Source organism: Mesotoga sp. BH458_6_3_2_1 (genome assembly GCF_003664995.1).
Taxonomy (GTDB): domain Bacteria; phylum Thermotogota; class Thermotogae; order Petrotogales; family Kosmotogaceae; genus Mesotoga.
Genome location: NZ_JFHL01000002.1, coordinates 144,227 through 165,416 on the forward strand (window position 1 = coordinate 144,227; position 21,190 = coordinate 165,416).

General features: G+C 43.7%; 21 protein-coding genes. 7 read left to right on the forward strand and 14 right to left on the reverse strand.

Annotated elements, in window-relative coordinates; genetic code table 11:
• The first annotated feature begins 32 nt into the window (after positions 1-32).
• The 5 genes from Y697_RS01000 (at position 33) to Y697_RS01020 (ending at position 4,352) form a co-directional block, all read left to right on the forward strand.
• Positions 33-1,154 (forward strand): alanyl-tRNA editing protein, encoded by a 1,122-nt coding sequence (locus Y697_RS01000; RefSeq protein WP_121549843.1) that lies wholly within the window; start codon positions 33-35, stop codon positions 1,152-1,154.
• Between the two features lie 13 nt (positions 1,155-1,167).
• A complete protein-coding gene (gene dnaB, locus Y697_RS01005; RefSeq protein WP_183083675.1) occupies positions 1,168-2,517 on the forward strand; it encodes a replicative DNA helicase in 1,350 nt (449 codons plus the stop codon).
• Entirely contained in the window at positions 2,514-3,275 is a 762-nt protein-coding gene (locus tag Y697_RS01010) for an ABC transporter ATP-binding protein (protein WP_121549844.1), read from the forward strand. Before dnaB ends, Y697_RS01010 begins: the two co-directional genes overlap by 4 nt.
• The gene (locus tag Y697_RS01015; RefSeq protein WP_121549845.1) at positions 3,272-3,835 is read left to right on the forward strand and encodes a multidrug transporter; all 564 of its coding nucleotides are present in this window, start codon (positions 3,272-3,274) and stop codon (positions 3,833-3,835) included. The genes Y697_RS01010 and Y697_RS01015 overlap by 4 nt, the downstream gene beginning before the upstream one ends.
• Before the next feature lie 91 nt (positions 3,836-3,926).
• Complete coding sequence (locus Y697_RS01020; protein WP_121549846.1) at positions 3,927-4,352, forward strand: hypothetical protein; 426 nt, start codon at positions 3,927-3,929, stop codon at positions 4,350-4,352.
• 30 nt (positions 4,353-4,382) lie between these two features.
• Here the strand turns inward: Y697_RS01020 and Y697_RS01025 are convergent, their stop codons facing one another.
• The 10 genes from Y697_RS01025 to Y697_RS01070 form a co-directional block, all read right to left on the reverse strand.
• Complete coding sequence (locus tag Y697_RS01025; protein ID WP_121549847.1) at positions 4,383-5,411, reverse strand: M42 family metallopeptidase; 1,029 nt, start codon at positions 5,409-5,411, stop codon at positions 4,383-4,385.
• 16 nt (positions 5,412-5,427) lie between these two features.
• The gene (locus tag Y697_RS01030) at positions 5,428-6,384 is read right to left on the reverse strand and encodes a SufD family Fe-S cluster assembly protein (protein WP_121549848.1); all 957 of its coding nucleotides are present in this window, start codon (positions 6,382-6,384) and stop codon (positions 5,428-5,430) included.
• Positions 6,377-7,114, reverse strand: coding sequence for an ATP-binding cassette domain-containing protein (locus Y697_RS01035; RefSeq protein WP_121549849.1), 738 nt, complete (start codon positions 7,112-7,114; stop codon positions 6,377-6,379). Before Y697_RS01035 ends, Y697_RS01030 begins: the two co-directional genes overlap by 8 nt.
• 101 nt (positions 7,115-7,215) lie before the next feature.
• On the reverse strand, positions 7,216-9,933 hold the full coding sequence (locus Y697_RS01040) for an O-antigen ligase (RefSeq protein ID WP_259462251.1): 2,718 nt from the start codon (positions 9,931-9,933) through the stop codon (positions 7,216-7,218).
• An 86-nt stretch (positions 9,934-10,019) separates the two neighbouring features.
• The gene (locus Y697_RS01045; protein WP_121549851.1) at positions 10,020-10,421 is read right to left on the reverse strand and encodes a secondary thiamine-phosphate synthase enzyme YjbQ; all 402 of its coding nucleotides are present in this window, start codon (positions 10,419-10,421) and stop codon (positions 10,020-10,022) included.
• Positions 10,422-10,427: 6 nt separating this feature from the next.
• Positions 10,428-10,703, reverse strand: a complete 276-nt coding sequence (locus Y697_RS01050) for a cell division topological specificity factor MinE (protein ID WP_006491911.1) — start codon at positions 10,701-10,703, stop codon at positions 10,428-10,430.
• Between the two features lie 16 nt (positions 10,704-10,719).
• A complete protein-coding gene (minD, locus tag Y697_RS01055) occupies positions 10,720-11,532 on the reverse strand; it encodes a septum site-determining protein MinD (RefSeq protein WP_121549852.1) in 813 nt (270 codons plus the stop codon).
• Positions 11,533-11,609: 77 nt separating this feature from the next.
• Positions 11,610-12,788: a class I SAM-dependent rRNA methyltransferase gene (locus Y697_RS01060; protein ID WP_121549853.1), complete on the reverse strand. Its 1,179-nt coding sequence runs from the start codon at positions 12,786-12,788 to the stop codon at positions 11,610-11,612.
• A complete protein-coding gene (locus tag Y697_RS01065) occupies positions 12,785-13,885 on the reverse strand; it encodes an iron-containing alcohol dehydrogenase family protein (RefSeq protein ID WP_121549854.1) in 1,101 nt (366 codons plus the stop codon). The genes Y697_RS01060 and Y697_RS01065 overlap by 4 nt, the downstream gene beginning before the upstream one ends.
• A gap of 4 nt (positions 13,886-13,889) precedes the next feature.
• Entirely contained in the window at positions 13,890-14,957 is a 1,068-nt protein-coding gene (locus tag Y697_RS01070) for a polysaccharide pyruvyl transferase family protein (RefSeq protein ID WP_121549855.1), read from the reverse strand.
• Between the two features lie 158 nt (positions 14,958-15,115).
• Between Y697_RS01070 and Y697_RS01075 the strand changes: the two genes are divergently transcribed.
• On the forward strand, positions 15,116-16,417 hold the full coding sequence (locus Y697_RS01075) for a ComEC/Rec2 family competence protein (protein ID WP_259462252.1): 1,302 nt from the start codon (positions 15,116-15,118) through the stop codon (positions 16,415-16,417).
• Here the strand turns inward: Y697_RS01075 and Y697_RS01080 are convergent.
• The 4 genes from Y697_RS01080 to Y697_RS01095 all read right to left on the reverse strand — a co-directional run bounded on the left by Y697_RS01080 (position 16,348) and on the right by Y697_RS01095 (position 19,604).
• Complete coding sequence (locus tag Y697_RS01080; RefSeq protein WP_121549857.1) at positions 16,348-16,815, reverse strand: Fur family transcriptional regulator; 468 nt, start codon at positions 16,813-16,815, stop codon at positions 16,348-16,350. The genes Y697_RS01075 and Y697_RS01080 overlap by 70 nt on opposite strands.
• A 28-nt stretch (positions 16,816-16,843) precedes the next feature.
• Complete coding sequence (gene nusA, locus Y697_RS01085; protein ID WP_121549858.1) at positions 16,844-17,872, reverse strand: transcription termination factor NusA; 1,029 nt, start codon at positions 17,870-17,872, stop codon at positions 16,844-16,846.
• Positions 17,873-17,893: 21 nt separating this feature from the next.
• Positions 17,894-18,352: a ribosome maturation factor RimP gene (rimP, locus tag Y697_RS01090; RefSeq protein WP_259462253.1), complete on the reverse strand. Its 459-nt coding sequence runs from the start codon at positions 18,350-18,352 to the stop codon at positions 17,894-17,896.
• Between the two features lie 115 nt (positions 18,353-18,467).
• Positions 18,468-19,604 (reverse strand): ABC transporter permease, encoded by a 1,137-nt coding sequence (locus Y697_RS01095; protein WP_121549860.1) that lies wholly within the window; start codon positions 19,602-19,604, stop codon positions 18,468-18,470.
• Positions 19,605-19,851: 247 nt separating this feature from the next.
• Here Y697_RS01095 and Y697_RS01100 point away from each other — a divergent pair, with 247 nt between their 5' ends.
• Positions 19,852-21,186 carry a hypothetical protein gene (locus tag Y697_RS01100; protein WP_121549861.1) on the forward strand — a complete coding sequence of 445 codons (1,335 nt, stop codon included), beginning with the start codon at positions 19,852-19,854 and terminating at the stop codon, positions 21,184-21,186.
• Positions 21,187-21,190: the final 4 nt, after the last annotated feature.

Here is a 21,190-nt window from a genome sequence, read left to right on the forward strand (position 1 = left end):
TGCACATAATATCAAGTGGCCGGGGGCGATGTATGTTAGAAGCAGTAAGGGAAATATGGTTTGGAGAAGGTACTACCTACGTCAGGATATGTTACGGTAATGTGTATGTTGATGGAGAAGCAGGACAACTTGGCGACCGTGGAAAAGTGGACGGACTGGATATCTTGTCTGTAAATGAGTCGAATAATGAGATTCTTATCGAAGTAGATGGAATAATCGATAAGGGCAGAGGTGAATCGGTGGAAATCAATATCGATGAGACGAGGAGACAGGATATCTCCCAACAGCACACTGCGCAGCACTTGTTATCGGCAATATTTCTTCGCGAATTGGATGCCGAAACCGTGGGGTTTCAGATGGGGGAAGAACACACTTCAATCGATCTTTCTCTTGGAATCCTTAAGGATGATATGATCGATTATGTCGAGAGGACCTGCAATGAGCTGATTAATGACAATCTTCAGGTAAGAAGATTCATCGTGAATAGACCTGAGCTTGAAAAACTGAATCTTAGAAAGGAAATCAAACGCGAAATTGCAGAGAGTGAGAGAGACATCAAACTAGTTGAAATAGATGGAATAGATTTGAGTGCTTGTTCAGGTCTTCATGTTGAAAGTACCGGCCGAATAAAGTTACTGAAGATCTTGAGACGTGAGAAGGCCAAAGGGGAGTTAACCAGAGTCTATTTCGTGGCAGGTGATAGAGCCGTAAACGACTATATTTTGAAGCACAATCTAATTGCTGAGTCGGCCCTCTCCTTGACTTGTAGCTACTCCGATTTGCCGAATCGAGTAGAATCGCTTCTAAGTGAAGTTAAGAAGAACAGTTCGACAGTCAGGAGTCTTTCCGAAAGATTGGCCATTTATACTGCGAAAGAGATAGATGAATCTAGCTCTGAAGTGACGTTTCTTGAGGATGAAGAAAGCATCCTAGCATCTATTCCAAGGTTTGTTACTCTAGAAAAGTATCTTATTGTTGGTAAGGCGAGAGATAGAATCTTTTTATATGGTAAAGGAGTGGACTGTAAAGAGGTTCTAAACAGGGTAAAAGAAGAGTTTGATGTAAAGGGTGGCTCTGGAAAAGAAAGGGGCCAGTTTGTTTTCGAAGGGGATTATTCGGTAATTAAGAAACTGATTTTGAAGAGCTTTGGATAATGTAGAGAAGTTGGTGAGCATTTTGAAGGCAAGAGTACCTCCCAATAGTATTGAATCTGAAGAAGCAGTGATAGGGAGCATCCTTATAGATCCAGATGTTGTTCCTGACGTGATGGAGCTTCTCACTAGTAGAGACTTCTACTCGCGAAAGAACCAGCTTGTGTTTTCCGTTATGGAGAAGCTTTTTGATGAAGGAAGTCCAGTAGACATTGTCTCGGTTACTGAGAGGCTGAGAACCGGTGGCGTCCTTGAAGAAGTGGGAGGAGAGGTGGATCTTGCGAAACTTGCCGATGTCGTTCCCACTTCAGCCAATTTCTTTTACTATGGAAAGACAGTTAAGGAAAAGTCGCTTCTGCGCTCCCTCATTTCGGCAGCTAGCTCCATTGTCGAAAACGCTTACGAAGGGGAAGAGACTGACGATATTCTTGATAGCGCAGAGAAGGCGATATTCCAGATAACAGAGGCGCAGATTTCGAAGACTTACCAGCATATTGGAAAGATAATGCATGAGCTTTTCCATAATTTGGAAAGACTGAAGGAGAACGCTGTTACTGGAAGGATTACCGGTATTGCTAGTGGTTACAGACGGCTTGACGAAGTTACAACTGGTTTCCGACCCTCCGATCTTGTCATTGTTGCTGCTAGGCCATCAATGGGCAAGACTGCTTTTGCATTGAGTATGGCAAGCAACATGGCTTTGAAATTCCAGTTGCCTGTAGCGGTTTTTTGCCTGGAGATGTCTAAGGAACAGCTTGCTCAACGACTTCTGTGCAATGTGACAAACTTCGAGTTATCGCGACTCAGGGCGGGGGATATCGGTAATGAAGAGTGGAAGCGCTTGACAAATGGAGCCAGCACCCTGCAAACGGCCCCGATCATCATCGATGATGAACCATCGCTGGACCCCAGATCACTTAGAGCCAAGGCAAGAAGAATAAAGATGGAGCACAATGTTCAGGTTCTCTTTGTTGATTATCTTCAGCTAATGCATACAAAAGGCAGATCTGATAATCGGCAGCAGGAGATTTCGGAGATTTCTCGATCCATGAAACTACTGGCAAGGGAGTTGGATATTACTGTAGTAGCTCTTTCTCAGCTTTCGAGGGCTGTGGAACAAAGAGAGGACAAGATGCCCCGCTTGAGCGATCTCAGAGAATCTGGCGCCATTGAACAGGATGCTGATACTGTAATGTTCCTTTATAGAGAAGACTATTACAAAGATAAGAGCGAGGTAAGTGATTCGCCACAAGTTACAAAGGTAATAATCGGAAAACAGAGAAACGGTCCCGTCGGAACTATCGAGCTGATGTTTCACCCGAAGACGGCCACGTTCTATGATAAGGCGTTTGAGGTAAATCGATGATAGAAGCTCTGAATTTGACAAGGAGTTTCGGAAGCCTCATAGCTGTTGACCAGGTTAATCTAACCATTCCCTCCGGCGAGATCTACGGTTTTCTAGGACCTAACGGAGCGGGAAAGACAACGACCATTAAGATGCTCACCGGGGTAATTGCCCCTAGTTCAGGGAAGATTAAAATTGCTGGGTTGGATATTGAGAGAAACAAGCTGGAAATAAAGGGGTTGATCTCTGTTGTTCCTGATGAACCGAAGATGTATGACAACTTGAAAGGGGTTGAGTTTGTCAAATTCATAATTGACATTTATCGTCTTCCTCCAAAGGAGACTATGTCGAAGCTTATGGACATTGCCGATGCCTTCAAAATCGACTACCTCGGGAAATACATAGGCGATTACTCACACGGAATGAAACAGAAGCTGATGGTAGCCATTGCCCTTATGAGAGAGCCGACCGTTATCTTTCTCGATGAACCCACTGTGGGTCTTGATGCGTCGAGTGCGGGCAAATTGAAGGCCTGGTTGAGAAACATGGCCGATAAGGGAACGACTGTCTTCATGACAACTCATGTACTTGAGGTTGCCGAGAAGATGTGTGACAGGATAGGAATCATTGATAGAGGAAGACTCATTGCCGAGGGGACGCTTTCAGCCCTAAGAGAGGATTTTGGAAGTGTTGAATCGACTCTTGAAGAGCTCTTTCTTGATATTACAGGCGACAGCAGTATAGATGCTTTGGTCAAGAGTTTACAGGAGGGAATGTGAAGAGACTGATTATACTCTTTCAGGAGGTTATCATTGGTTTTGTGGCAGTTTCCGTCCTGTTTTTTTGGGACCCCTCTCTATCAAAGGGCTTGCTGCTCTTCACAATCTTACTGGGAGTCATAGTATATAGACCGCAGTTCGAAAAAAAGATTGAATCTATGTACGCTTTGTCCAGAATCGTTAGAGGGATTTTAAGGAAGCCATGTACTCTGATTCTGGTGACTGTGATTTTGGCCAATCAGAACAGGAACTTGCAGTCAGCGCTGGGAATAATCTCCTCATACGCTCTTATTGCTTCGGTAGCTTCGATTTCTTTCCTGATATTCCGAAAGCTGAGGGAGTTCCGGGAGAGCCTAATAGCCGTTTCTATTGCTGCCGTTATGCTTCTTTCGGGTTGGCTATTTCCGTCGGCTCTCACTCTTCCGTTGTTTGCAAACAGTTACCTTCCTTCTTTCTGGTTCTTCGAAATTGCATCGGGTGATTTGTTTGCCTTTCTGCTTGTTGGTGTTCTATCTTTGTGGCTGTTTAGACTAAGGCATAGATTCGACAGAAATGACTAATATTACGATCAAAAACATAGCCTTAACTATAGTTGACCTTTTCGGTAGTAAAATTACTGTGAGAAAAAACGTTGAAGGGAGCTGAAAAGAGATGCAGATTTCACTTGATCAATTCTTAGGAGCGATAATGTCCAGAGTAGATAATCTAGAGGCAACTATAGATGATCTAAGGCTCAGAACTAACATAGCTATGCGTTTGGTTAAGACAACGGTGCCCGAGCTTACTAGGGATGATGTCGAGAAGGCAGTGAGTGAAGAGCTTGAGGTCACTAAGAACGCTGGAATGATGGAAGAAAGCGATGAGATTGAGGAGATTTCTTCTAAGTTGACTGAGAGCATTTTCGGTTGGTTAGAAGGAGATGTTACCGAGCTCAAGGAAAAGATGGATGCCTATAGAAAAAGACTCCAAGAGACTATGGAAGCTGAAAAAAGCAAAGTAATAGACGTTGCACCAGCGGGTTTTGTAAACCAGCTTGGTCAGGAAAAGGGCCAGAAGAAAGGTAAGATAGTATTCTAGGATTTTAGATGGCTGGGGCGCTGCTGTGCCTCAGCTTTCAATGTATCCCATCAAAAGCTTCAAGGTATTTTCCAAAGCTCTGTAATGAGTCCTTTCATAACCATGGGATGATTCAACTCCCGGGCCGACAAGTCCAAACCTAACGTCGTATCCAGCTCTGAGCGATGCTTCGACATCGGAGCCGTAGAAGGGATATATGTCAACTGCATAATCGACACTGACTTTTTTTGCTGTTTCGATCAAATTCCTTACAACCGAATTATCGTAAGGGCCGCCTGAATCCTTTGCACATATCGAAACTACGAATTCGTCAGTTTTCAAAGTATCGCCTATCGCGCCCATATCGACCGAAATAATCTCTTCACAGTCCTCAGGCATCGCCGCAGAGGCTCCGTGACCTACCTCTTCGTAGTTTGAGAAGAAGAGATATGTCTTTCTTCCAAAGGTCACTTCACCGGATGAGGCCCTTCTTGCCAGATCAAGTAAGACAGCCACGCTTGCCTTGTCATCTAGGTGCCTTGACTTCACAAAACCATTATCAGTCACAGTTACTCTGGGATCGAATGAGACAAAATCACCTGCTTCTATTCCCAGTCTTTGAAGTGCTTCAGCGTCTTTAGCTTCTTCATCGACACGAATTTCCATATTAGAGATCTTCCGCTCAAGGGTTCGAGCATTTTCGAAGACGTGAACTGAAGGTGAAATCGACTGAATAGTTCCTGTAAAGGATTTGCCAGATTTTGTGTGAACGATGCAGTTTTCGTTTTCTATGCTGTTCATAGTGAAACCACCGATATTCGTCATCTCAAGGCGCCCATTTGGCTTCAAAGACTTAACCATCGCTCCAAGAGTATCTACATGAGCTGCCAATACTATTGGTCTATCTTGCCCTCCTATCTCGACGACAAGAGCGCCCTTTCTGGTTCTGCGTGGAATGAGCCCCATTCCACGGAGTTCAGAATCAAGATAAGTAATTATCGTATCTGTGAAACCAGAAGGACTAGGTATCTTGGCTAGATCTACTAGTTTTTTCACAAGAAACTGCTCCGAGTAATTCAAAGGACTCCCCCCATTTCTATCTGAGCATTCCTCTGACAATCATATCAGTTGCCTCTTCTTCACTCAGACCCTTGGACATCAATGTCTCCATCTGCTTTACGTTTACTCTTCCGATCGATGCTTCGTGAGTAAGCTCGGCCTTTTCATTTGTGACGTATAACTCGGGAACCGTTCCGACCTCTACGGAGTCACCTTTGATAATCTCGTTGCATTCTATGTGTCCTCTGGAGAAAGGTGCATTTCCATAGGCCTTGTTAATAATCTTGGCCCGACTTCTGTCAGTAGCAAATACAGTTGTTCTTGCTATCCCTGAAGAGCCCTCACCATTCAGGTAGAGTTCTTCATCTATTTCGAGATAGTCATCTTCGCGTTCATAAACCTTGGATTCTATATGAGCCGATGCGTATTTCTCAAGAGTAACACTCATCTTGACGAAAAGCTTTCCGACTCTGGTCTTCGTTAGATAAAAGTGGTTCTGAAAGCTACCGCCCTCTCTGACGATTGTATTGTACGTTGCCTTGACGGTTACACCGCCATCCTTACTGTGCATGTGCGTGTCTTCGTACAACATTTCTGAGTCTTTTCCAACATCTGTATCGGCGACCATGGAGTGCGTAAAATTCACGCCGCTAGGAAAGACGCAGTGAGAAATGAATTTCACCCTGGCTCTGTCTCCCAAGTGGTTATGAATAAGAATTTCTTGAGTTCCTTCGGGCTTCAAGTAACCGGTACAGAGATGTATGGGGTTTTCTATTACAGTGCCATCATCGATGTCAATCCAAATCTCTACTCCATTGTCCAATTCTTTTGCCCTCACATGCACGCCATCTACCGTATTCCTACCAATTACTTTGTTTCCGCCAACAATAATCGATACAATATCCTTCCTCAAGAAATCAGAGACATTGCCGCCTGATTTCTCATACTCCTTGGCAATTGCCGTGAATTCTCTCTCATAGTTTGATTCAATCATTGGCAAGCCCGCCTTCCTTAACCGGCTCATTTATGTGCTGACAGCTGTCACAGAGTTTCCTGTAAAAACTAACGATTTCTTCCGGTTCACCCGAAGCAAGTATTCTGCCTCCACAAAGAAGATATGCTTCGTCTGCCATCCTTGCAATTTCTTCCCGGTGAGTGATGATTATAACTATGGAGCCTTTGTCTCTAAGCCTTTCGAGTACATGCTCAATCATTTCCATAGACATTATGTCTATGCCGGAATCAGGTTCATCGAGAATAGTGACTCGGGGATTAACCAGGATTATTGAAGCCAGTTCGACTCTCTTCCTCTCTCCGCCGCTGAGCGATTCATCAACAAACCTATCCAGGTAATCTCTGTTGAGGCCTACTGTGGAAAGCGTCTCATCGAGTTCCTCTACGGAAAGCTTCAGTTTGCCGCCTAGAGTAAGATATTCTCTAACCGTAAGCCCCTCGAATCTTACCGGTTCCTGCCAACCAAGAGAGATGCCTTTCTTTGCTCTCTCTGGTACTGACAGTAAATCTATTTCTTCTCCATCAAGATAAACATTTCCCTCGTAGTCTTTATGCGACTCGAGACCCATAAGAACATATGATAGTGTTGACTTTCCAACGCCATTGTTTCCGAGAATTGCGTAAACTCGACCTTTTTCAAAGGAAGCCGTGAGACTGTTCAGAATCTTCCGCTCTTCCCTGACTAACTTGATTTCTTTTACCTCCAGCATAAACAAACCTCCATTTACATCAACACTATCATAAGTCCGATTAATAACGTCCACATTACCCGGCATATTGTCTGTGTAACACCCCGGTGACTTTTGATCTCTCACCACTGAGAATAAAGCTGCAGGAACTTATCACATTTGATGAGGGCAGTCTGAGCTTTATTTAAGGCTTCTCCAGAAAGCTCTCCATTCTCAATCTGCTTTGAGATCTCTACTGAAGTATCTCTGCACCAAGAATGCACTTCCCTATATTGATCTTCAAACCATTCTTTTGAAATATGTTCTTTGAGAGGAGTCAGTTCTCCTATCGAGCCTGAAGGAACCACTCTATCGGTGACTTTCATTACACTCCATGCGAACACTTCTTTTTCCGCTATTTCAAGTACCTCATCTAGTGCTTCCAAACCGTAAAGTAGGAGCAGGTTTCTCGAATACTCGCCGTAGATGTTATCGTTCCCTTTCAGCCATCCTCCGGGATTGTAATCAATCGCAATATCGTAAAGAGTCGCAAGGTCTTTTCTTTCTGATTCTGGAATTCTTCTGATCTTCTCTATTAGGCTATTCAAGGCGTTAGTGCCAATTACGTAAGGAGCGAAATGCTCAAGCTCGTCTGCGATCATTTCGGCAGAAGCAATTACTCGAAATAGAAGATTCGCTGTATTCCTTACTACTTGAAGATCGGGAGATATCTTTAAGGACCGCAAAAGTGCATCTACAGCATCGAGAGTCACTTGATAGTCTATCAACAGGTTTATATCTATATCCTGAAAGAGTCCTGATACGTCTGTTGCAGCAAGGTCCGGCTTGAGAAGATCTGCCAGATCGCTCAAATAGGCGTGATCGATTTGGAGTTCACGTAGCATTGCTCCGGGTGAATTGTCTTCGGCAAGCCAGATTGAGAAAATATCAGCTCTTGAGAAAATCTCTCTGAAAGCGCTTTCGATTCCACCTCCTGACATGTTGAGTTTCAGACGAAAGTCTTCTTTTCTTTGTGCGGTCAAATACATGTATCCAAGGTAAGCCTCCGACAGATACTGGCCTCCCGAAATTTCCCTTGAAGTTGATAGATTGCGCATTGCAGAGTAGAAACTATCAGTCGAATCTTGTCTTGCATTCAAAAGAGCCGAAGAAGCAGATCTGAGTTTAGAGTTGAGGCCCGTCAAAGTCGATTCTAAGGCCTTTTCACGTTCTTCGGAAGCCATTGATTGAAGGAGTTCAAATGGCGCGTTAGGATAACTCTCAGCCAGTGTCTCGAACCGTTCAGATACATAGGTTTCGCTTTGCAGGTATGAGTATTTTCCCTCCAGACTTTCTGCGGCCTCAACTTCCTTTCTGATGTTACCGATTGAATTCACAAGCTCTGGAATCTGAGGATTTATGCTTTCAAGTCTTCTATATTCTATGTAGCCTCTAGTAAATAGACCTTCAGAGATGAAAGTTCGGCTCATCAGAACGGATGTGGTAAGAGCAAACAAAACGATCAATAGAGGAAAAGCTTTGTCCATGGGAAAACCGGGTCTCCTCTCTCCGCTTAGATCAGGGTTCATAATGAATCCAAAGAGGAAGGCGGCGAACAAAGCGTTGGGCATCAAATGTCCGGGAAAAGAAAGAGTCGAGTGAATAAAAATTACCAGCAATCCTGCGGTAAGAAAAAGATACAGTATGATTTTTTCTACAGATGAAGACTTTCTCACCACTTTGATTGTGTTTAGCAGCATGGAAATAACGAAACCTGCAATCAATAGGATTCCAATTATTCCTGTTTCTCCCATTTGTTGAAGATACTCATTGTGAGTGCGAATACTGTTAAGTCCTGCGACATACATGTATTTCGGTTGTTCAACGATCACCTCTCCCATGTTTTCGGTCGAGAGGTACTTGTATGATCCAAATCCAGTACCAAGTACAGTTGATTTTTCCCACTGTTTGACTGCTGCCTTCCACTGAAGAATCCTGACGTCAACAGAGATACTGTCTTCTGTAGTATAAGAAATCCTTTCTGAAAAGCTGAATCTTCCACTGGTGAGCACATTGTCGCCCGAGTAGATGATCATTATCCCCGCGGCAGAAAAAATGAGCAGAATACTGAACAGCTTGTCCAGTGCTGAAGCGAAGGATCTCATCTTGAATCTCAAGAGAGGGAAGATCGAGAAAGCCGCCATAAAGATTATGGAACCTATTACAGAGTAATATACAGCTCTGGTTTGACCAATCATAATAACAATAAGGAACAGCGAAAAAAGTGCCAGATAGAAAGCTCGTCGGATATTATCAAATTTCCAGATTTTTTTCTTTGAAACTGTTAGAAAAGCAGCCGGGAAGAGTAACATCGCCATCAAATCGGTGGTGAAATTGACATTGCCGATTACTGAAGAGAGATTTCCCCTGGTAAAGGGATTGTTGTCTGTTCCCCACAACAAACCGTGACCAGAATAAAATGAAAAAACTGCATCGAAGGCAATTACAAGTCCAGCAAACATAAAGAGCTGAAGAATTATTAGTAGAGTATCGGATCTCTCTGCAGACATCAGAACTGAGAAAAGCACAAAAAGAAGCAGATTCATCGCGAACCCGAGCGACGTAAGAAAGACCTGAGGCAGGGTGCCAATCAGCTGAAGAGTCGTGAGGCAGGCGTAAGCGCCAAACAACAGAGCGAAGACCTGCGGGGCCGAGACACCTAAGCGATATGGCTTTCTTACTGCTTTCAAAGAACTGAAGACGACAAAAACTGCAATCGAAACAGATGAGAAATAGAACTTAGGAATGCCCATGTCCCACGTGAACCCCTTGATTGCAAAAAGCGAAGATCCAAAAACCAAAAGAGCAAAAAATGCTAATCTTCCTCTGTGCATATCGCCCCCTATGTCTTCTCTCGATCCTCAACAAGTACCCGAGACGAGACCCGTCAGAGATTTGCTTTTTCTATTACTGTAACAATCACTTCCCTGCTTCTGGGACCGTCAAACTCACAGAAATAGACGCACTGCCAGGTTCCCAACAGGAGTGAAGCATCCCTGAACGGAATCGAAATTGAAGATCCCACAAGAGTTGCCTTTATGTGTGCGTCTGAATTTCCTTCCAGGTGTTTGAATTCATTGCTTTTCGGAATCACATCTCCCATCCAATGCAAGATATCGTGAGCAACATCGGGATCGGAGTTTTCATTAATTGTGATTGCAGCTGTGGTATGTGGTACAAAGACATTGACAAGACCACAAGAAGCTTCTGACTTTCTGACAGACTGGATTACGAGATCTGTAATGTCTATTAGCTGGTTTCTGAATTTCGTATTTATGGAGTATCTCATGACAAATCAGTGAAAAACAACGTTTGTAATGATAACCACATATCCATTATGCTCTTCAAGCTGAACCTTGACATTCTCTTCCTTAACCTTGTATTTATCAGCTACATAGGTCTTTATCTGATGTACCATATCCTTGCCGCTGTTTTGAAGAATGTCTTGTGGTATTACCTCTCTCACCGGTACTGAGTATCTCCTGCCACCGGTTATGGAATCAAGTCTATCCTTTGCTTCTTTTCTGCTTCCCTCAGTCTTTTTCTTCTTCCTGAAAAGTCCAAAGAACATACACTTCAACTCCCTCTTAATTTCTTCTGAAGATGCGCTTCAGGAATTCAAGGAATCCTTTCGATCCATGCTCAAGGATATCCTGCTCGACCGGGATAGGTTCCCCGTTCATCCTCAAAGCAATGTTCTCGAAGACCTTTCCGATTCCTTCACCGTTTCCGTTCAGGATAACAGGTACGCCTTTGTTTGTGGCCACGATTACTTCATCGCTGTCGGGAATGATTCCAATTAAATCTATTGCGAGGTTCCCCTGGATATCCTCTCTAGTAAGCATATCACCGCGTTTGACCATCTGAACTTTGAATCGGTTTATGACTAGCCTGATATTTGATTCCTGCATTCCAGAGTTTTCGAGAAGTCCGATGACACGATCCGCGTCTGTGATTGCGGGCAGTTCAGGAGTGGTTATTATTAAGGCCTTTTCGGCTGCAGCGATTGCGTTTCTAAACCCTCTCTCAATTCCTGCGGGAGAATCGACGATAATGTAATCAAATTTCGGATAAAGTTCTGCGATCATCTTCTTCATATCTTCTGGGGAAAGCATCTCTTTCGTTGCTATTTGAGAGGCTGCAAGTAGATATAGCCCTTTGATCTGCTTGTGCCTCACCAGCGCTTCGGAAGCCGTCACCTTACCATTTGCAACATCTAGAATTGTATGAACAACTCTGTTTTCAAGGCCCAGAGCAATATCTAGATTCTTAAGACCAATGTCTGCATCAATAAGACAGACCTTAGCCCCCTTGTTGGCAAGAGCACAACCAATATTGGCCGTGATTGTTGTCTTGCCGACTCCCCCTTTTCCGGAAGTCACAACGTATACTTTGGCCATATATATCTACCTCCAGCCGTTAGACTTTTCTGAATTATAGCATTACATTGATACATCGACAGTATTCGATCCGTCGATCAATAATCAGCTAGCTCAAAAATTCGAAACAGACAGAATTTCAAATATCTGGTTTCGAAGATCGAGCTAACCTCGGGATGATCTATAGGTTGACCTCCTCTGAATACAATTACACCAATTTTCTTGCTGTCGTGAAAAGCGTCATTAATAGTCCGAGACCAATCTTCTTCGGAAACGATCTGAGTGCAAGAAGAGGATGCAAGAAGCGCTTCGTTCTTCAGGATCTTCATTGCCCGCAAGTTGAGTTCCTTATATCCTCTCAGAGCGCTCCTCTTCGAAGATGGAGTCTTTGCCATTGCCGGAGGATCAATTATGACAAGATCGCTACCTGAGAAACGGCTCGTCCTCAGATAATCGAAGGCGTTTGCTCTCACGAATTCACAACTGTCCGTAAATCGATTTGCTTCTGCTGTTTCTCTGGCTACTGAAAGAGCCCTCTCCGAAGCGTCTAACAGAGTTGCGCTTCGGGCTCCCTTCTTTAAGCAGTGGAACGAAAAATTGCCAGTATAGGAAAATACATCTAGGACATTTCGGCCGGCCGCATACTCAGACAATCTCTCTGCATTTTCTCTTTGATCGAGGAAGAATCCTGTCTTCTGGCCCTTAGTATCAGCAAAGAAAATGATTCCATCTGAAGAAAAAGGGAGGAGCTCCGGTCCGCTTCCGTAAATCCAATCCTCTCTCGCATCCAGGCCTTCTTTTCTGAGGGAGATTCCCTCACTCTTTTCGAATATCCCCTTCGGTTTCAAGACTGAGATCAAGGCTTCAACTATCACATCTTTCAAGTGCGCTATGCCGAGTGTGTTGAACTGAACAACGAGCCACCCTGAAAACCTGTCTACTATCAATCCGGGAAGTCCGTCTGCTTCACCAAAAACGATTCTCATGGCATCGCTGGTTCTTAGCAGAGAAGACTTCAAGAAGGCAGACCTTTCTATCTTCCTCGAGAAGAAATCGACGTCAAATCTGCAATTTCTCCTTGTCAGAAGCCTCACTCTTATTGTGGAACCCGAGTTGTAATAGCCCCTACCCAAAAACTGACCGGAATAGGTTAAGACATCGACTATGGAGCCGTCGTCAATAACGTCGCTTCTATCTATTTCGTTGTCATAGACCCACGGATGACCGAACGCAATCCGTCTCTTTATTGATCTTTTTAGAATCACTCTGGAGGTCAATGGTTTTTTATCTCCCGGTACAACTGGGCAAAGAACTGCTTATCGAAATCGCCGGGTGTCTTTTTCAAGTGAGATGCTTTCGCTGTCTGTTCAGACCATTTCTCAATTTCCTCATCTGAAATCCTTAAATCTACCCTTTCCACACCAAATTTCTTCAAGAAAGCGTTAAGCTCATCAAGATCTTCAAAAGGTTCGATGGCACTTGCTATTCTCTCTGGATCGGCATTAGCAATCCTCCTGAATACTTTGATCAACATGAGTGCATTAGCCATACCGTGTCTTACCCCTTTGAAGGATGAAAGTGGATAACCGGCTGCATGAACAGCCGTTGTTCCTGTATGAGCAATCACTATCCCTGCTATTGTGGAAGCGAACTGCATCTGCCCTCTCAAAGATACGTTGTCTTCGTTCATTAGGACCTTTCCAAGAAATTCCTTGACTATTCCAGTTGCCTCCCTGGAAAGCATCTTAACAAGTGGGTTTTTCCCATTGTTAACTACCTCTCCCTCCACTGAATGAGATAGGGCATCTAGTGCAGTCGCGACAGTTATGTCTGCGGGCATCGTGACAGTGTACCTTGGATCTAGAAAGGAGATGTAGGGAAAAGTTGAGGGCATACCAAAGCCCTTTTTGGTTCCTTCGCCGTCAGTTAGAATGGAGTATGGTGTAACTTCACTTCCTGTGCCGGATGTAGTAGGAATTGCGATTATCGGAAAGGCAGGAAGATTTTGTCCAGTGTATAGATCTCTGCAATCGCATTCGCTGTTCATTCCGATAACTGAGATCGCTTTGGCGGCGTCAAGTGGACTTCCGCCACCGATTGCGATCACAAAATCGCATCCGCTCGCAGAGAGCTTTTTTCCGCCCTTTTCGATCGTTGCGAAAGAGGGATTTTCCTCAACTTCATCAAATACCATGTTCGGAATATCTAGGCCCCTTAGTACGCTCAGTACTTCATCGAGCGCCCCGCACTTCTTGGCGGACGATTTTCCGGTAACTAAGAACGCATTTGTTCCAACTTCCCTCAATAACTCGGCGTTCTCACTTATAATTTCGATTCCGGCGAAAATCTTTGTCGGCAGGAAATACTTCCACATCTAATCACCTTCTTAACAGCAGTTTCTTGAGTAGCTCTTTGGATTCGCTGATAGTTGTGTCCATCTGTGACCAGTAACGCTCTTTAAGATTCATCGGATTCTTCAGTGAACTGTTAATGGCCAGGCTCAAGCTCTCACAACTTCCTTCAAAAAAGAGATCACAGTTCCTGTCGAGAGATTTTACGAATCTATCGAGTTTACTGTTTCTCTTCCAAACAAATGGAACTCCAAGAGAGATGGCTAGTATTGCTCCGTGAAGACGCTCAGTAATTATCAATTCAGCATTGTTGAAGATTTTTATCATTCCTTCAAGGTCTTCGGGAGGTTTCCTGACTTTGAAACCATTTGATCGCGCCTTTGATTCAAGCTCACTTCTCTTTTCTTCATCATGATGGTTATGGAAGCCCACAGCACAGACTTCGGTGAGATTGTTGAGTCTCAAAGAACTTAGTACATCGTCAACGTTGGTTCCGTTCTTCAAAACAATAACTGCAAGTCCATCTTCCATAGTTCGTTTATCAGGAATTATCCCTTCGTTCTGCAGGTAATAGGGACCATAGTCTGTCCCCAAAATCGCGCTTCTGGAAATCGATGCAAAATGCTTATAGCTTACTTCATCTCTCATAACTCCGTAAGTCAAGGGATTCTTCAGCAATTTGTTCAGAGCATTCCTGTTCACAGACTTGCCCACTGGACCGAACCCCTGTGAGAGAAATAGAAGTGGCTTGCGATTTCTTAGCGTATGTTTTGCGATCTCATAGTAATATAAAAAACTCCTCCAGCTTGTCTGATCCTGAAGAAGATTACCTCCTCCAAAGACGGTTACCATCGAGTGCTTAATAGAATTTCTGAGATCATTTACGCCGAATCTCTTGATCAACCTGATGTCGAGCTTTGAAGGAAATCTGTGACCAATGTTGTCAATGTGAGAGGCGGCCGGCAAATAGATCGGCCCTTCAAACCCTATCTCTTGGATGAGAGATAGTGATGAAAGCAATAGAAGATCGTCGCCAAGGTTATTGTATCCATAGTAACCCACCAGCGTCAGCCCGCCAAAAGAAAATTGTCTCACTTCAAAACCTCCAGGAACATTCAACGATATTATTCTATCACATGTGAATCATCGAACACGTTGTTCACAAAGCGTTGCGAGGGATGTAGAATTAATATATGCTAGACGGACTTCTGAAAAGAAAGACGGCTTTCCCATTTTTCTACTGCCTCCTGGCTGTGTTGCTAGGAGAACTGCTTGTTTTTGCACTAATTTGGAAAGCGAATGGCTGGTTGCCTGTAGTCTTTCTGGCAACTTCCGTACTCCTTTTCTCCTCGAAACAAATCAGTCCGCTGACATGGCTGGTCTTTTTCGTAATAGGTTGCTTCGCCCAAACCGTAACACTTAGACTTCCTGACACGGGAGAGGTTGAATATGTTGGGTATATATGCAAAGGAGGATCTGGAAGTATCGAGGCAAGTATGGGAAAGATACTCGTTGGGGGTGAGTGGACGAAACTTCACCCCGCTGTTAATATTAGACTTTCGGATAGAGATGCGACTGCTTTTCCTGGTCAGATAATCTGGACTACCGGTACCTTGGAAAGGCAGGAGTCTTATCCGCTATTCAAGATTGTTTCAAGTGTCGAAGGATGCATAGATGGAGTCGAGATCATCTCTTTTCCCGGAAAATTCGTTGATGGACTGCTTTCGAAGTATAGACTTGAGGACACGGTAGCTGCGGCGGTTTTCACCGGCAACAGAAGGTATATCGATTATGAAACCAGAAGGAGAATCTCGGATCTAGGAGTAGCTCATCTATTTGCCGTTTCAGGCCTACACATTGGCTTTATGTACTTACTGGTTCATTCCACTCTTTCGTTTCTTTTGCTGGGCAGAAACACAAGAATCTTGATCTCAATTACGATACTCTTCTTCTACACGCTGTCTACCGGCCCGGCAATTTCGGCACTCAGAACTTTCCTAATGCTGTTTTGTTATTCTATATTCAAACTAATCGATTACCGCCAGCACCCGCTAAATATACTTGGAATATCGGGAATGACTCTCGTTATTGCTCAGCCTTCAATCGTTGCATCCATCTCTTTCCAACTGAGTTTTTTTGCCACCGCTGCCCTGCTAATCTTTCTGCCTGAAATCGAGAACAGGAATCTGATTGGCCAGGCTTTTCTGGTTGGTTTGATCGCGCAAACAGCGGTTATTCCACTGTCTCTAAGCACATTTGGAACGTTATCGGTTGTCGGAATTCCGCTTACTGTCATCATGGTTCCTATATTTGTCGTCCCTGCGTATGTCGGAATGATAGTCATCTTAGTGACAGATCTCCTCGGACTGAGAGTGATAAGCGATTTTGTTTCGGGAAGTCTGAGAACTATTTCGATCTTGCTCGAAGAGACTACGAAGAGAATTGGGGAAGTGCTTCCCTCGATAAGTCTTGAACCATTTCCGGCTTATCTAGTGTCATTGTTGTCACTATTTCTGTTCTTCATTGTACTCTGGCACTTTGGACACAAGCCGTAGAACTTCAGTTGATGATCATCTATTGTATAGCCAGTCCTCGATTTTACGAGCTCCTCTAGTTCTTCAAGGTTGTCCAGGTGAAATTCGACAACTGCCCCGCAATTAATACAGATTATGTGATGATGGTGATGCTCTCCCTTTTTTACCGGCTCATATCTGACTACTCCGTCTCTGAAGATGATTTTCCTGAGGAGACCAATTTCCACAAGTAACTCGATCGTCCTGTAGACTGTTGCCTTGCTTATTCTGAATTTTCTTCCCTGAACCTTCTGATATACTTCGTCTGCACTCAGGTGATCCGTTTCGGCTTCTAGAAAGAACCTAAGCACGTATTCTCGCTGAGCAGTCATCCTCTGATTTCTCTTCTTCAGTTCTGCCCTAAGCAGGTCTTTCTTCATAATCAGCCTCCGTTCAAGCCAGACTGAGTTACATTATGGGTTTTATGTCTATCTTCCAGCCAGTTAGTTTTGCTGCAAGTCTCGCATTTTGGCCTCCCTTTCCAATTGCAAGAGATAGCTGGGTTGGCGAGACATAGACCACTGCCTCATGGTTTTCAGGATTCGCGATTTTTACTTCAAGAGCAGAGGCAGGCGCAATCGAATTTCCAACGAATTCGGCTGGATCGTCGCTCCACCTCAAAATGTCGACTTTCTCGGGTTTTATTTCTCTTAGAACTTCAGCGATTCTAGTACCACTCTCACCAATGCAAGCTCCGACTGGATCAACCTTTGTATTTTGGCTGAATACAGCAACTTTAGACCTGACACCTTCTTCCCTGGCAATTGCTTTGACTGTGACATCTCCTCCAGCAATTTCCGGGACCTGAAGTTTCAGCAGTTCTATTACAAACTCAGGTGTCCGCCTCGTGACAAGCAAACGAGGTCCTCGCGCAGACCTCGTGACGTCCACAACAAATACCTTCATAAGAGAATTCAGTCTAGGCTGTTCACCAGGGATAAGTTCTTTCGTGGGAATTCTGGTTTCCAGTTTGCCGATTCGAAGATCAATCCATTCGGCGGTAACTCTCAATACCTCGGAAGTAGTTGCGGTTCCCTTCATATCGACGTACTTATCGAACAGGTTTTCCTTTTCTCTTTCACGAATTTTCTGAATTAGAACCTGTCGAGCAGTCTGAGCGGCAATTCTCTTGAATTTCTTTATGTTGAGTTTTTTCTCGATTATTGAACCAACTTCAACTGTAGAATCGATTTTAAGAGCTTCCTCCAGCGTCACTTCAACCGAAGGATTCTCGACCGATTGGACGACAGCAAGCCTTTCGAAGACCTCTATGTCTCCTGTAAGCCTGTCTATCCTAACGTCAACATCACTTTCGGAAGCAAAGTTCTTCTTATAGGCACTTTGCAATGCTTTCTCAAGTATATCTAAGACTTCTTCCTTTTCAATGTTCTTTTCGTCCTGCAACTGATCCAGGGCTTCCAAGAGATTGAGATTCATATGAACACCTCACCGTCAAAATCATAGTTTTAGGTTGGCACGTCTTACGTCTGAAAAGTGGAATGCTATCTCTTTACCGTTTTCGGAATTCTCAACAGTGATAACGTCGCCTTCGCATGAGATAATCTTCCCAATCACAACAGAAACCCCATCAACGGGTTCTTGGAGAATTATTTTCGCCTTCTCGCCTACGAATCTAGCATAATCTTTCAGGCTTCTAAGAGCGCGTTCCAGCCCAGGTGACTCTACAACCAGATCATATGAAAATGGTACGAGGTCCGCTGAATCAAGCGCCTTACCAAACTCGGCTGAGAACAATTCGCAGTCGCTAATAGATACATACCCATCTAGCTTATCGATCGTGATTTTCACTAGTCTTTTCTTTCCCCTTCTCGAAAGTCCGAGATCATAGATCGAATAGCCAAGGTTACTTGCGACTTCGTTTGCCAGTTCAAGCAACTCTTTCTTCAGGTCCTCCACAAACAACACCACCATAATAAAAAATAGAGGGCAAGAAAGCCCTCTCCCTTTGGGAGTTTTCAACTAGCACAATTATAACTCTTTTGACCACGCCAGTCAATATTGCGATCAAGATCTAGTCTGCGAGTGAGATATCCTCTCTCAGAGTCATAAGGCCAGCAATTATTGTTATTACCACCGCAATTGATAGATTCACTGCAGAAGGGATAACCGCCTTGGACAGACTGAAATCTAGCATTGAAATTCCCTGAAGGAGTACCAGAAGGGATGTTGTCGGCAGGTTTCTACTGAAAGATTCAAGCCAGTCAGGAAACATCGAATGGGGAACAATAATTCCGCTCAGAACCAGCAAGGTCGTAACTATTGATATGGAAGTTAGCTGGGCGCTCCTCGAAGAATTGAGAACGGTACCTATCAGCAAGCCAATAGATGTGAACAAGAAGATATACACTTCTATCACTGCTAAATAGAGCAAAATGTTGGATGCTATTTCCAGTCCAAAGAAACTTCCAGCAATCATGAATATCAAGACCTGTGCCGTTGAAAACACCATAAAGCTTACTACTTTAGCTCCTATATACTTTAATGAGCCGATGTTCGAAAGCCTCAGAAGGTCGATTACACCGTTTCTTCTATCTTCAAAAACACCTGTTGCAGCACCTATTGATGTCATGAACATTAGAGTTGTAACCAGCACTATTGGGAAGAGAAGGGAAGAGAAGCTGAGTTTCGATTCAGAAATCCCCTCTACTGTAAGAGAAGGAGCCACATAATTTGGATCGATATCTACGGTCTTCATAAATTCGGGATCCGCTACAACGGGGAGAGCCTTGAATTCCCTCAAGACATTACTCAAGACCTGGTAGAGTGCAACTGCGGTCTGCATAGAGCCGGGATTTGGGATAAAGATCAGCTCAGACGGTTCCTGGAAGAGAAGTTTGTTCGCAAATCCCCTCGGTATTATGAAGACACCGTCAAGGATGTTTATTACTGAATCAATTTCCTCCCTGCCAGACAACTGGATGATATTCTCTCCCTTAAGCATTGAGCTGGCATATTGAATAAAGAAAAGTCCTATGAAAGTCTTATCTTCGTTAATAATGCCAATTCTTAGATCAGAATAACCTCCAGTATCAGAAGTTATAGCGGAGATTGACGCTAGTAGCACTGGAAGTAAAACCAGGACTATAAGGAAGGTCCTTGACTTGAAAATCAGAAGAAGATCGTTTTGCACTAGTCTGAAAAATCTCAAGTAATATCCCCCGTTTCAATCAACTCTGATGCTTAATCAAAATCCCCGCGATTTCTTTTCTCAACTATTATACTCTCTCGAAACAACTCAAAACCTCTAAGTCTTCTTTACTGAAGTGATTAAGAAGATTTCGCGAAAAGATCACAGGTGGGATTCATCTGTTTTGTGTCTAATGGTAGAATCACAATGAGAACAGATTCGCTCCTTTTTGCGTCAAAATCTGGAATGTGATCTTGGAGGTGCATAAATGAAGAGGTTTACAGTATTCGTTTTACTAATCATCGGGTCTTTGACACTTGCCAGCGTTTATTCTATGGCAGATAAACTCCCTGCAAAGTCTCACAGTATTCTCGTTGTTGAGAATCTCAAAGAGAATTACGGTGTGACAAAGCAAACCGTTCTCATGGATATGGTTCTTAACCAGCTTGCTATAGAGCAGCTGATAGCACAGTATGTCGAAATGCTTGCTTACAACAACGGTCTCGATCCCAAGGATATATACAAGGCTTTTGATAGGGATTTTGGGTTGGCTGTATGGGTCGACTCAGAGGGTGATGATCGTTTCGTGGCTGTCTTTGGCCCAATTGACAATCCAAAGACACTGAAGTCTGCCATCGAAAAGGTCCTTCCACAGCTGCTGCCCTCGGATTTTAATCTGAATATTGCTGCTGATCAAGATTACCTTTATATAGGTGATCTTGAGCCCTATTCGCTTGCCGAAAAGGGATTTGACCTCGATTTGGTCATAGCTGAACTTTCTCCCGGCTTTGGTTACTTCTATTCTGCAACGGGAGATAGTATTCAAAAGGGTTCTATATGGAATGGCGAAGAAGTTCTAATAGCAGAGGTTCTTTCGATACCACAATCGGAAGAAAGTAGGGAGAAGTTCTTTGAGATTCTTAGCGGAGCCTCAATCTCAGAGCTTGAAGTCGGGCGACATCTTCCACTTGTTTCTGGATCTGTAAAAATTAACAACTTCTCATTTCTTTCTGATCTAGATGTTGAGCAAATGGGATTGATACCTTTGGATTTGGAGGCGCTAAGAATCGGTAATCTAAGCATTAGTGAGTTGTCCGAAGATATGAATGGCGAAATTATGATTGATGCCAACATTTCGGTAGATGATATCTTTGCAAGTCTAATGGGTACAGGGGGAACGACAACTGAAAGTACAGACTCAGTGGGCTACTCATACGTTGTGAGAGCCTCCTACAAGGGCACATTAGATAGAATCAAGTTCATGATAGAGGAGGCAGAACCGAATCTAAAAGTGTTGGTTTCCAACGACAGCCTGTTAGTGGAAGGGCAGTATATATGGATCCAGAACGGATGGCTTTTCGTTTCATCAAAGAATCAGACTCAAACTACTGAAGCGCTTAATAATGGAGTAATAGTCTCCGAATTAGCTACATACAGCAAACTTCTGGATTTCACGGGAGTGGAGGGATTCGCCAGGTTGTTTGTCGATTCCGGGTACATTTTGACAGGTCTCATGGGTCTCGAAATCGAAAGCGGCGTTCTTCTAAACAGCCAGTATCTTGAAGAGATGGGTGGAGTAAGAAGTCTTATAGTGATTATGTAAAAAA

What these genes read in the sequence shown, in the direction of transcription:
- Y697_RS01000 (WP_121549843.1), top strand. Translation starts at nt 33, where the DNA reads ATGTTAGAAGCAGTAAGGGAAATATGGTTTGGAGAAGGTACTACCTAC.
- Y697_RS01010 (WP_121549844.1), top strand. Translation starts at nt 2,514, where the DNA reads ATGATAGAAGCTCTGAATTTGACAAGGAGTTTCGGAAGCCTCATAGCT.
- Y697_RS01020 (WP_121549846.1), top strand. Translation starts at nt 3,927, where the DNA reads ATGCAGATTTCACTTGATCAATTCTTAGGAGCGATAATGTCCAGAGTA.
- Y697_RS01030 (WP_121549848.1), bottom strand. Translation starts at nt 6,384, where the DNA reads ATGATTGAATCAAACTATGAGAGAGAATTCACGGCAATTGCCAAGGAG.
- Y697_RS01035 (WP_121549849.1), bottom strand. Translation starts at nt 7,114, where the DNA reads ATGCTGGAGGTAAAAGAAATCAAGTTAGTCAGGGAAGAGCGGAAGATT.
- Y697_RS01045 (WP_121549851.1), bottom strand. Translation starts at nt 10,421, where the DNA reads ATGAGATACTCCATAAATACGAAATTCAGAAACCAGCTAATAGACATT.
- Y697_RS01050 (WP_006491911.1), bottom strand. Translation starts at nt 10,703, where the DNA reads ATGTTCTTTGGACTTTTCAGGAAGAAGAAAAAGACTGAGGGAAGCAGA.
- minD (WP_121549852.1), bottom strand. Translation starts at nt 11,532, where the DNA reads ATGGCCAAAGTATACGTTGTGACTTCCGGAAAAGGGGGAGTCGGCAAG.
- Y697_RS01065 (WP_121549854.1), bottom strand. Translation starts at nt 13,885, where the DNA reads ATGTGGAAGTATTTCCTGCCGACAAAGATTTTCGCCGGAATCGAAATT.
- Y697_RS01080 (WP_121549857.1), bottom strand. Translation starts at nt 16,815, where the DNA reads ATGAAGAAAGACCTGCTTAGGGCAGAACTGAAGAAGAGAAATCAGAGG.
- nusA (WP_121549858.1), bottom strand. Translation starts at nt 17,872, where the DNA reads ATGAATCTCAATCTCTTGGAAGCCCTGGATCAGTTGCAGGACGAAAAG.
- Y697_RS01100 (WP_121549861.1), top strand. Translation starts at nt 19,852, where the DNA reads ATGAAGAGGTTTACAGTATTCGTTTTACTAATCATCGGGTCTTTGACA.